At 40.5% G+C, this 10,318-nt stretch carries 10 protein-coding genes; 5 read left to right on the top strand and 5 right to left on the bottom strand.

Annotation, left to right across the window (positions count from 1 at the left end):
- Positions 1–111: 111 nt before the first annotated feature.
- Together ACNQGS_RS09450 and ACNQGS_RS09445 are read right to left on the bottom strand one after the other, a co-directional pair.
- Entirely contained in the window at positions 112–1,611 is a 1,500-nt protein-coding gene (locus ACNQGS_RS09450) for a carboxypeptidase M32 (RefSeq protein ID WP_491487096.1), read from the bottom strand.
- Positions 1,612–1,913: 302 nt separating this feature from the next.
- On the bottom strand, positions 1,914–2,147 hold the full coding sequence (locus ACNQGS_RS09445) for a DUF2249 domain-containing protein (protein WP_213145314.1): 234 nt from the start codon (positions 2,145–2,147) through the stop codon (positions 1,914–1,916).
- Between the two features lie 118 nt (positions 2,148–2,265).
- Between ACNQGS_RS09445 and ACNQGS_RS09440 the strand changes: the two genes are divergently transcribed.
- Positions 2,266–2,415 (top strand): hypothetical protein, encoded by a 150-nt coding sequence (locus tag ACNQGS_RS09440; RefSeq protein ID WP_213120412.1) that lies wholly within the window; start codon positions 2,266–2,268, stop codon positions 2,413–2,415.
- 20 nt (positions 2,416–2,435) lie between these two features.
- Here ACNQGS_RS09440 and ACNQGS_RS09435 read toward each other — a convergent pair whose 3' ends face one another.
- Complete coding sequence (locus ACNQGS_RS09435) at positions 2,436–4,799, bottom strand: nitric-oxide reductase large subunit (RefSeq protein ID WP_491487095.1); 2,364 nt, start codon at positions 4,797–4,799, stop codon at positions 2,436–2,438.
- A gap of 228 nt (positions 4,800–5,027) precedes the next feature.
- Between ACNQGS_RS09435 and ACNQGS_RS09430 the strand changes: the two genes are divergently transcribed.
- From ACNQGS_RS09430 to ACNQGS_RS09415, 4 genes are read left to right on the top strand one after another with little or no spacing between them, the layout of a single operon-like run.
- On the top strand, positions 5,028–5,264 hold the full coding sequence (locus tag ACNQGS_RS09430) for a DUF2249 domain-containing protein (RefSeq protein WP_423798913.1): 237 nt from the start codon (positions 5,028–5,030) through the stop codon (positions 5,262–5,264).
- Positions 5,265–5,288: 24 nt separating this feature from the next.
- The gene (locus ACNQGS_RS09425) at positions 5,289–5,495 is read left to right on the top strand and encodes a DUF2249 domain-containing protein (protein WP_213145073.1); all 207 of its coding nucleotides are present in this window, start codon (positions 5,289–5,291) and stop codon (positions 5,493–5,495) included.
- A 13-nt stretch (positions 5,496–5,508) separates the two neighbouring features.
- Positions 5,509–6,753, top strand: coding sequence for a hypothetical protein (locus ACNQGS_RS09420; protein WP_491487094.1), 1,245 nt, complete (start codon positions 5,509–5,511; stop codon positions 6,751–6,753).
- A 14-nt stretch (positions 6,754–6,767) separates the two neighbouring features.
- On the top strand, positions 6,768–7,067 hold the full coding sequence (locus ACNQGS_RS09415) for a metal-sulfur cluster assembly factor (RefSeq protein WP_213145071.1): 300 nt from the start codon (positions 6,768–6,770) through the stop codon (positions 7,065–7,067).
- Positions 7,068–7,111: 44 nt separating this feature from the next.
- Here the strand turns inward: ACNQGS_RS09415 and ACNQGS_RS09410 are convergent, their stop codons facing one another.
- Both ACNQGS_RS09410 and ACNQGS_RS09405 read right to left on the bottom strand, forming a co-directional pair.
- On the bottom strand, positions 7,112–9,037 hold the full coding sequence (locus tag ACNQGS_RS09410) for an ATP-dependent DNA helicase (protein ID WP_491487093.1): 1,926 nt from the start codon (positions 9,035–9,037) through the stop codon (positions 7,112–7,114).
- Positions 9,038–9,084: 47 nt separating this feature from the next.
- Positions 9,085–10,230, bottom strand: coding sequence for a THUMP domain-containing class I SAM-dependent RNA methyltransferase (locus ACNQGS_RS09405; protein WP_491487092.1), 1,146 nt, complete (start codon positions 10,228–10,230; stop codon positions 9,085–9,087).
- Between the last annotated feature and the right edge of the window lie 88 nt (positions 10,231–10,318).

The following is a 10,318-nucleotide window of genomic DNA, read 5'->3' as shown; positions in this document are numbered from 1 at the left end:
TGGTTGAAAAGCCTAATATTAATAATGTCATAACCAATTAGCGTAGTGAATTATAAAAAATAATTAGTAAACCAAAAGGCTTCAATCTAAACGATTGAAGCCTTTTGGTTTTTAAATTTGATAGACCTTTCGATATTTCTCATATAGATAATCAATCAAATACTTGGCATTTAAACCTTCACCTGTTACCTCCTGCAGGATTTCAAGCGGCTTTTTCAGTTTGCCGTGCTGATGGATGTGATTCGTAAGCCATTCTTTGATCGGAAGCAGATTCCCTTCTTCAAGAAGCTGGTCGTAGTTCGGAAGGTCCTCAAGCATTTTACGCTTAAATTGGGCTGCATACATATAGCCTAAAGCGTACGAAGGAAAGTAGCCAAAGCTTCCACCTGCCCAATGAACGTCCTGAAGAACACCCTCGCCATCGTGTCCAGGGCGGATTCCCAGATACTTCTCATACATGTCGTTCCAAACTGATGGAAGGTCGGAAACCTCTATTTCATCATTAAACAATCCCTTTTCAATTTCGTAACGGATAATTATATGAAGCGGATAGGTAAGTTCGTCTGCTTCAATCCGTATTAAAGAAGGCTTTGACTCATTGATGGCCCGATAAAAAGCCTCAATATTCACATGATCGAATTGACCATTTGTGTATTTTTTCAGCAGGTCAAAATTCTTTTTCCAAAAAGGCAGGCTCCGGCCAAGAAGATTTTCATAGAAAAGCGATTGCGATTCATGAATCCCCATGGAGGTTCCTGTGCATAATGGTGTACCGATTAACTCTTTGGAAATATTCTGTTCGTATAAGGCATGCCCGCCTTCATGAATGGTGCCAAAAACAGCGGTCCGAAAATCCCGTTCATCATACTTTGTCGTAACGCGGACATCGCCGGGATTTAAACCAGTCGCAAAAGGGTGGACGGTTTCATCAAGCCTGCCAGCATTAAAGTCGAATCCCATTTGCGCTAAGATTTCCAAACTGAATTCCCGCTGCTTTTCCTTAGGGAATCGATGGAACAATAAATCAGTTTCAGGTTTGTGGCTGGATTCCGAAATCTGTTTTACTAACGGAACAATTTTGTCCTTCAGTTCTCCAAAAACATGATCTAAAACCTCAACCGTCAAGCCCGGTTCGTACATTTCTAATAAAACGTTATATTTATTCCCTTCATAACCCCAGTACCCGATAAATCGCTTTGTCATTGCGACTAGTTTCTCTAAGTATGGCTTGAACATATTGAAGTCAGCTTTTTCTTTGGCTTCTTCCCAAACACTCTCGGCATTTGATTGAAGAATGACAAATTCTCTGTATTCCTCTGCAGGAATTTTTTTGTTTAACTCATAGTTCTTTTTGCATTCTTCAAGAATTTTTCTTGTTCTATCGGACAATTCAGCTTTTGAAAGCCCTGCTATGTAGGCTGCCATTTCCTCTGATGTCGACATTTTAAATACCTCGGAGGACAGCACGCCAATCACTTCTGACCTCTGCCCCACTCCCTGTTTAGGAGCGCCTGTACGTAAGTCCCAGTAAATTAAACCAAGGGCTTCGTGATATGCGGTCATTCTCTTGACATACTCTAAGAATTCCTTTTCAAATTGCACTGTATTCATTGTCTTCCCCCTTTCTCACTATAAATTTTAACATATTTCTGACAAATCATGCGGATAAATGAAAACTCGTCGATTGGCGAGTCCGATAGGACGAAGACAGAGGCGTAGTTGAATTTATGCGTTAGGAAATTATAAATTTTGAGAAAATTTATAATTTCCTATTAGCTAAAAAAACAACAGAAACGAATTTCTGTTGTAAAATAGGTTTATAGGAAAAAAGAGGTTTTAACTGAAAAATAAATAGAAACAAATTTTAGATTGGGTGAAGACACCAAGTCTAGTAAGAGCGGAGCTTCAAAAAATTACTTCTTGTTAACGGCGACCTTCCAAACTTCAGGGCCTTCTTCAAGGTATTCCCAAGAAAATTGCTCTGGTCTTTCCATCATAAATTGGTAAAGCAGCGGTCTTGGATCATGGTCATTGACAATCTGCATGGTTTCACCAGATGCCAATTCATCAAATGCCTTAAAAATGGTTGGATGCTTTTCTCTTGGTGGATAATCTGGTACATTGATAACTTTTGCGTAGGTTTGCATCATTATCACTCCTTTAATTGGGTTAACTTCTCTTTTATTATAGAAAAACTTAGGTTAGGACTTAGTGAGTACCATCACAGTTGAAATATGATTTTGTTCATAAGGGAGGCAAGTCTAAATGAAAGAATTAGTTGGTTTATGTAAATGCTGTGGGAAAGAGATTTATTGTTTGGATGGATTCTTTAATGGAGTGATTACCGAGGATAAACAGTCATATTGCTTCGACTGCTACGAAGAAGTGAAAGAAGAGAAAAATCCGCAAAGCTAAAGCCTTGCGGATTTTTACTATTAATCTTCATCAATGGATAAATCTTTAACCGGAAGTCGTTCTCCCTCTTTATGCGTTGGTTTACGCAGGTTAAATAGGGCCTTAATACAGAAGAGTACCAGGATAACTACACCGATTAAGAAGATGGTGTCAGGTACCGCACGCCAGGTTAAAATGGTTTGCACCAGATCCTTTTGCAGGAAGGAGGAAGCGCGGCTTGCTGCATAGCCATGATAGAAGGCTTCTTTAATTTGCATAAATCCGACTGGAAGCAGTGACAAGAAGACCATTCCTGCCAAGCCGATATTTAAAAGAATGCAGCTGACCTTAAGCCACTTATCGTTCCAAGCTTCAGGTTTGACGATATTTCGTAATGAATAAAGCAGTACTGCGCAGGCAAACATCCCATAAACACCCATCATCGAAGCATGTCCATGTGTCGGTGTTAAGAATTGCCCATGTTCGAAATAAGCGACTGCAGGCAGGTTGATTAAGAAACCAAGTACCCCGGCACCGACAAGGTTCCAAATCGCAACAGAAATCAAGAACCAGAACGTACCTTTGTAAGGGAAATCGACACCGCCCTCACGCATCATTTTGTATTGCTCATAAGCTTCCAGAATTAACAATGTCAATGGAATAACTTCTAATGCTGAGAAGACTGCACCTAGACCAATCCATACTTCCGCTGAACCATTATAGTAATAATGGTGTCCAATTCCGATAACGCCGCTGCCAAGAAGCAGGGTTAATTGGAAATATAATTGTCTTACCGTTGATTTCTTTGTTACCAGACCTAATTGAACTAATAAGAAACCAATAACAACAACTGCAAAAACCTCAAAAATACCTTCTACCCATAGATGGATAATCCACCAGCGCCAATAGTCGGCAAATGTAAAGCTTGTACCAGGATTGATAAATAAAGCGAAGATATAAAAAGCCGGTACAGCAATGGCTGAATAGAACAGTAAGTGTATCAAACCGCCTTTGTCAGACTCTTTCTTAAGTCCTGCTTTAATACCGCGGAATACGATAAACAGCCAGATAAACATTCCTACTATTAAGATAATCTGCCAAACTCGTCCAAGCTCAATATATTCCCAACCGGTATGGCCAAACAAGAACCAGGCATTTCCCAATTTTCCATTGGCACCAAGCCATTCACCGATCATACTTCCGCCAACAAGAACCACTAATGCCCAGAATAAAATATCAACTAAAAGACCTTGTTTCTTAGGCTCATAACCTCCGACTAACGGGGCAACATAAATTCCCATACCCAGCCATGCGGTTGCAATCCAGAAAATCGCCAGCTGTAAGTGATAGCCTTTTGAAATATTAAATGGAAGAATATCATGGATCCACTTAATTCCAAAGAAACTGTCTGGCTCGATATAATAGTGAGCTAAAAGAGCCCCAAACATACATTGAACAAAGAATAATATCGATACAACCGTAAAATACTTGCCTGTTTTCACCTGTGAACTTGTTACAGGCATCTTGCGCAAATCAATACGTGGGAAGTTTCCTTCCTTATATGCTTCCTGCATACCAAATTGATAACGATAGAACAGATATAAGATGATACCTACCATTAAAATTAGGATGGTAACGCTGGCACCGCTCCACCAAATAGCGGAAAAGGATAGATGGTTACCGGCGTCTTCAAAATACGGCCAGTTATTCGTGTAAGTGATTTTGTCTCCAGGACGAACCGTACTTGAAAGCCAAGCTGTCCAGAAGAAGAAATCAGAGATTTGTTTGATTTGGTCACCTTTGTCAACATAGGCACGGTCTGTTGATGGTATATCAGAATCTTTGATTAGATTAGCTTTTAAACCCCAGCCGTCGCCTTTTGTAAAAATATCCTTATAGTAAGCCCTAACTTTTTCAAGGCCATTTACTTGTGCATCTGTCAGCTTTAATGTATCTTTACTCGCATCATAGCGATTTTTGCGCATTTCTTTAATAACTTGGTTTTTGATAATCTGCTTTTCATCTTCAGTTAATGAAGCAAATTTTTTATCATATTGCTGTTCCGCTTTAAAATCCTGCATTCCTTCTGTATAGATTTTTAAAGACTCTGCTGTATAATCCGGACCCATATAGGAACCATGTCCTAACACGGTACCGTAGTCCATTAAACCATACTTTTGCCAGACAGCTTGTCCGCCCATAATGGATTTTTTCGTTAATATAACTTCACCTTTCGAATTGGTTACTTCCAATGGTCTTGGCGCCTGCTCTTTAAAGATCCAATAGCCGCCGCCAAGCAGAACGGTAAAGCTGATTAAGATGGTAATAATTAAAATGGATTTTAAAAGTGCGTTTTTATTTTCTTTTACCACGCTCTTCGGCTGTGTCCCCTGCTGTATTTCCATTTCCTTCATCCCTTTCTGGTTATCAATCCGAGATGTATTGTAGTCCTAAACAAAAGGCAAAATAGTGACTTTTATCACACATATTATTTTTTAAATACTTTTTCACAAATTTGTCACATTGAGAACTATTTTCATTAAAATCCATTGAGCTATGACGCTCATCACATATCTTAGGGGATTACACTGCTACAATGTTATTAAACAAACGATTAAAGAGGTGTTGATTTTATGGGACAAAGAATTATTGAACTAGATGTGCGTGAGGATATAAAGAATAAACTCGAACCATTTCAAAAGATTATGGAGGCAGTAAAAGAATTAAATAATGATGGAGATGTATTCATTCTTCATGCACCGTTTAAGCCGGTGCCACTATTTACTGTCTTAAAGGCAAAGGGCTTTACCCATGAAGAAGAAGAGTTAGAGAAAAAGCATTGGAAAGTAGTTTTCACAAAGAAAAGCTAAAAGTGATTTGGAGTGTGATTTGCAATGATTTTGGATAATCGCGGTCTCGAGCCGCCGCAGCCGATGATGCGAACCTTAGCCGCTCTAGAAGGGTTAGGCGAAGGGGAAGTTTTAACGATAATTAATGATAGAAGACCGATGTTTCTATATGAACAGCTTGAAGAATTAGGATATCAACAAAAAACAGAACAACAACCAGACGGAAGTTTTAAAATAGAAATCTTCCGCTAGGAAGGTGAGTCATATGCTTCCTCAGAATTTAGGAACTGAAACAAATATTAAACTACCTTTTTCATTTATACTTTTTAGTTTAATTGCCCTTGTCGCCTCACAGATTCTGCTGTTGGTAAATGGGCATATGATGACGGATGGAACTTTTCGCATACCTGCCATTTGGTCGGCAGCCCACCTCTTAATCCTAGGCTGGGCCTTAATGGTGGCGATGGGTGCAATGTACCAGCTTGTTCCGGTTGCGTTTTTGACAAAAATTTGGAATGAGAAATTTGGATTTGTTCAATTTTTCATCACCGCAGCAGGGGTTGCCTCTTTTTCGGCCATGCTCTATTTAGCACCGCAAAATGCCGTCATTCCCGGTGTCATTACGCTTATTGGAATCTTTATGTTCTTATTCCAGATGCTAATGACGCTAAGAACACAAGCAAACCCTAACATTCTTACTGCTTTTGTGGGAACGGCTTTAGTTTGCTTGTTTTTGACCATATTCTTAGGAATTACGATGATTTACAGTATGCAAACAGGCTTTCTCGGCGAACATTACCAAGCCATCTTTAAAAGCCATCTTTTATTAGGACTAACTGGTTGGTTTACTTTATTAATCTTTGGCTTTTCCTATAAGATGGTGCCGATGTTTTCTTTGGCCCATGGTTTTCCGATGGTGCAGGCACGATATGTGTACGGAATCTATGTATCCGGGCTTGTCCTTTCAATCATTTCTTTCTTTATTAACAGCAGTATATTATTAATGATTGGATTCTTCTTGTTATTGGCCGGCTTCTCTGTTTTCAGCTGGCATATTAGTATCATCGTTAAAAAAAGGTTAAAGAAAAAGCTCGATAAACCATTTTCCTTCGCCCTTTCTGCGATTGGTTTTGGGAATGTGATTCATGCAGCGGCCTTTATGCTCCTGTTCAGCAGCAAGTTTGACAGTCTTATCGGGCCGCTTCTATATTGCTATATACTGTTGTGGATTGTCCTAAGTATTGTCGGATATTTATATAAAATTGTTCCATTCCTGTGGTGGACCTATAAATACAGCAAAGAAATAGGAAAGGCTAAAGTTCCTTCGTTAAAGGAAATGATGAATGAAAAATTGATTGTGCCTGTCTTATCAGTATTCATCGTTTCCGTACTAGTTGTCTTTTTGGCACTTTTATTAAAAACAACGATTCTCTTTAATTTGGGCCAGTTTGTCCTGTCTGTAGCGATGCTTACTATTGCAAGCAGCATTTTCAGTGTTCTAAAAAAATAATGAGGTGAGTTACCATGAATCTCGAGGAGAAAATTTTTGAAGAATTAAAAAGCGTTTATGACCCGGAGTTAGGCATCAATGTTGTAGATTTAGGGTTAATTTATAGTGTAGGGATTACAGAAGAAAATGATATTTCGATTACAATGACACTAACCACTCCTGGCTGTCCGCTTCACAATAGTATCACAAGCGGAGTCCGTTATTGTGTCGAAGGAATCGAGGAAGTAAACAAGGTTGACGTTAACCTTGTTTGGCAGCCGGCCTGGTCACCGGATAAAATGACCGAAGACGGCCGCCGCGCCCTTGGCAGATAGCAAAAAGAGGCTGACAGTTCATTGTCAGCCTCTTTTTTCATTCCTTACCCTTCAATTACTTTAGTCGGCAATACTTCTTTTATCTTTTGCAGTACATCTTGTTCTAGAGGTTCTTCCAACAGGATATGGACAGTGCCTTGATCCTGTTCACTTCTTATCAGCCGGCCCACACCTTGCCGTAATCTAAGCAACATGTAAGGAAGGTCCACCTCATTAAATGGATCAGCCATTCCTTCCTTTTTGGCCGAAAAAACGGGGTCATTCGGCGGGAAAGGCAGTGAAAAAATCAGGATATTTTCCAGTGAGCGGCCGGGGATGTCAAGACCCTCCCATAGGTGGATGGAGCAAAGCACCGAATTTTCCTCATTTTGAAACTTGGAGACTAGTGTGCTAATCTCCTCATCACCTTCAAAGTAGATTGGAAACTTTTGCTCTTCTTTTAGCCGTTCCTTTAAATTCCTCATTTCATCACGATTATTTAAAAGAATAAGAGCCCGCCCTTCTGTCAAACTGACTTTCTCAATCACATAATCGATTTTTTTATTGATGGCATCTTGTTTAAAAGATGGCAGGAATACCTTCATTTTCTCGTCATAATCAAATGGCGAAGCAACTGAACAGGAAAGGTAATCATCAATCCCTAAACTGGACGCGATATAATCAAAAGATTTCTGATTGGACATGGTGGCGGATGAGAAGATATAAGGCTTTTTCTGGGAAAATACCTCTTCCCGTAAAACCTCCTCCACCATTTTCGGCATGATGACAAGGGTACGCTCACCACTGCTTTCTTCCAGCCAAGTAATTCCATTTAGCTCTTGAAGGAAGAGTGATAAGGAATATGTGATTTGCTCCAAGTATTCCTCAACAATTTTTAAATCATATTCGTTGATAACAAACATTTCACTTTCAAAGACAAGTTCCTCTTCCAATGACTGTAATATCGAAAGAAGTTTACGGCAATTTTTCATGACCAAAGGGTGCCTATGAATGATCTCCTTATCCGATCCCATTGCGGGTTGTGAAAACTGTGCAAGGCAATCGAAGAATTCATCATTATCGACAAGCGCTTGTTCTATCGTATAAAGTGTTTTTTCGCGGACATCATTTTCCATTAGTCTGGTTAAGAGTGTATCAAGCGTGTAATCTGTAAACCGGTAGCTTAGCGCCTTCTGTGCCGCATATTCAAGCAAATGCCCTTCATCAAATACCACTGATGAATGTTCCGGCAGTAGCGGCAGCTGGCCTTCCCGTTTCCGTGCCTCTTTTGTCCAAACATGCTCCATATAAAAATCATGGGAACAAATAATTATATCCTTTGCATGCCGATAGAATTCCCGGTGTAAGGTGAGACCACAGCGATGGCGCTTTTCACATGAGAAACAGTCCTGGAGCTTGTCCCAGCTGACAGTTTGCCATACTTCATCGGAAAGTGCTGGATAGTCTCTTCTGTCGCCGTACTTTTCAAATTGCAGCATGGAACCTTCCATATGAACAAAATCAGGAAGATTCTCATAAATATCAAGAACGTCATCCGAAAAATGACTATTTCTGCCATTCTCGAGCTTTCTTAAGCATAAGTATTGATCTTGGGATTTGGCCAAGCGGACATCTATGTTCAAGTTGAGAGCCTGCTCAAGCTTGGCAATATCTCCTTCCTTCTTCACCAGCTGCTCGATTAAAGTTTCATCAGCACAGGCAATCACAGCCGGCCGGTTTGTATAACGGGCATACATTAGGCAATAGAGCAAATAAACGATTGTTTTGCCTGTCCCTACTCCGGCTTCAGCAAACATGACCTTTTTCTCTTTAAATGCTTTTTCAAGCTGAAAGGCCATATAGATTTGTTCATCGCGGATTTCAAACCCGGATTCCGGCAAAATGTCATAGAAGACGTCACCAATCCATTCGCCTAACTTATCATAAAATGTTTCTGTTTTCGAAACTGTAAATGGCATGCGGCTTTGCATCCAATCCCTCCAAAAAGAAAAGCGTCAAAAGACGCTAAATTTATTCCTCAATTATTGTCATTTTGCCTTGGCGGCCTTTTTCCCCAGTATTGGTAATAATCTGTTTTGATAAATCCGTTGAACAGCTTTCGTTTCTTTGTGGCCGTCTTGCCGTATAGTTGTTCGAAATCCTCGTTTGAGGTCAAGATGTAAATCGACCAAGTGTCAAGCGGGCTAAAGGCTTGGCCCATTTCCCGATACATTTGCTCCACTTCGGCCTTTTCTCCCAATCTTTCTCCATATGGCGGATTGCCGATAATCACACCGTATTCCTTTTTCGTTGAAATATCTTTTACCTGCATTTGTTTAAACTGAATCAGGTCGCCAAAACCTGCTTCGAAGGCGTTTTCCTGTGCCATTTTGACCATCCGATGATCAATATCCGATCCGCTTATATCAAGCGGTGTATCGTATTTTGCCAGGTCCTCTGCCTCAGTCCTAACTTCATCCCAAACTCTGGAAGGCATCCAGTTCCAGCTCTCGGAAACAAAATCCCGATTAAAACCAGGTGCGATATTTTGGCCAATCAGGGCCGCCTCAATCGGAATCGTTCCCGACCCGCAAAAAGGATCGATAAACGGACGGTCTGGCCGCCAATTGGTCAGCATGATAAGCGCAGCTGCCATTGTTTCCTTTAACGGGGCAGCCCCTTGGTCAGCGCGGTAGCCCCGTTTATGAAGGCCGGTGCCGCTCGAATCAATCGTAATAGTGGCCGTATCCTTTAACAATGCGACTTCGATTCGGTATAAAGCACCATTCTCATCAAACCATGTTTTTTTATACTTCTGTTTCAATCGTTCCACAATGGCCTTTTTTACGATGGCCTGACAATCAGATATACTAAATAGCTTCGATTTCACAGATTTTCCAAGCACCGGAAATTCAGCATCCTCTGGTAAAAACTGCTCCCAGGGAAGCGCCTTTGTTTTTTCAAATAATTCATCGAAAGTATACGCCTTAAATTCGCCGACTATAATCTTAATCCTGTCTGCTGTGCGGAGCCATAAATTGCTCCTGGCGATGGCATATTCATCCCCGCTGAAGATTACCTTTCCATTATCCACTTGACAGTCGTAGCCGAGCGTCCGAACCTCCTGAGCGACAAGCGCCTCCAAACCCATGGCTGCGGTTGCTATAATTTGATATTTTCCCATTCTTTCACCCTTAATCGTTTATGTATCAAATAATTGTAAAGTTTGATTTCCCAATATCATTATGGTCTAAAAACAAGCTCCGGATTCA

Source organism: Neobacillus sp. PVCKKU3, from assembly GCF_058323225.1.
This window is presented reverse-complemented; position numbering and strand designations above follow the sequence as displayed.